The sequence below is a fragment of the Acinetobacter sp. YH12027 genome (assembly GCF_013420085.1).
In the GTDB taxonomy this organism is placed as follows: domain Bacteria; phylum Pseudomonadota; class Gammaproteobacteria; order Pseudomonadales; family Moraxellaceae; genus Acinetobacter; species Acinetobacter amyesii.
The window spans coordinates 1-1,119 of record NZ_VOYW01000100.1 but is presented as its reverse complement, the minus strand read 5'-3'; the positions used below and the strand labels follow the sequence as shown (position 1 = coordinate 1,119).

Here is a 1,119-nt window from a genome sequence, read left to right as displayed (position 1 = left end):
ATATACAATAGCCTTGCGCAAAGACGAGGAGGATGAAGATTGGGCACCATTTTATTTTACAGCTATAGATGAGTACGAAAGATGTATGCAGTTGATAGGACTGTGTTATCTATTACACAGAAGAGACCTATTACCACGTATTGCAGCGATGCAAGACAAAATTTACCATGAGCAAACAGAACAATTAGATACGCTGTATGAGGACTTTTTATCATTTAAGTTGATGGATAGATATGATGTAGATCAATGGTTTTTTGATAATCCATATCGCCCATTAATTTTTAGTAAATATAGAGATACTAAAAAAGAGAGTATTCAAGATATACAGGAATATTTGAAATTATGGTATCCCGCATTTGAAAGTGCTCCATGGTATGACTTACATAAAATGGAAAATGGAGGTTATTTTGGCTATTGGGCTATAGAAGCTGCTGCTTACGTTTATCTGTTAGATTTAGATGATAGCGAAATAACACATATGATTTATCCAAAAGATTTGGTTAAATTTGCCCGAGAATTTGTACCTTCCGAAAATGATATAAGTAACCCATGTGCAAAAACGCTAAGAAGCGAAGCAGGACAAATTTGCCCTAAAACAGGTGAATGGTATAGTACTGCGAATAACATGGAAAAACGTCATTTTAAACAGGGTGATGTTATGCCTGAGATTAAAGATAACCCTTGGGGTTTAACGATTTGGTATCTGACTGAATAAGTAGATGCCATTCGGGGCATTTTGAAATGGATGCGAATGTATATTGGCAGTTTGCTGGTGATAAATAGGATAAATTTTCCTTTTGGTTATTCGTTTCTAATGGATAATATTTTTAATTTTCTTTGATTATTATTTTTAATTAAATAAATTAAAACCCAATATTTTTTAAAGGATAATGATGAAAGTTTTAAAAACGAATTTAATGTTTATTATGCTTTCAGCAATGAGTTTAATAGGGGGCAGAGTAAAACTTGAAGTGCGACATAAACCACCTAATTAATAGATCTCTTGCGAAAGTAAAAACCACCTCAATCTAAGTTTCATGAGATATCAGAACTTAAACCGTTTTTCAGATTCTGAATTTAAACGCTTGGTTGGCGTACCTCGACCAGTTTTTACCGAAA

General features: G+C 33.2%; 1 protein-coding gene. It reads left to right on the top strand.

The window, feature by feature from the left end; all coding sequences use genetic code 11:
• The coding region (locus FTT94_RS16440) for a PoNe immunity protein domain-containing protein (protein ID WP_180171127.1) at positions 1-715 on the top strand (715 nt) is incomplete at its 5' end.
• Positions 716-1,119: the final 404 nt, after the last annotated feature.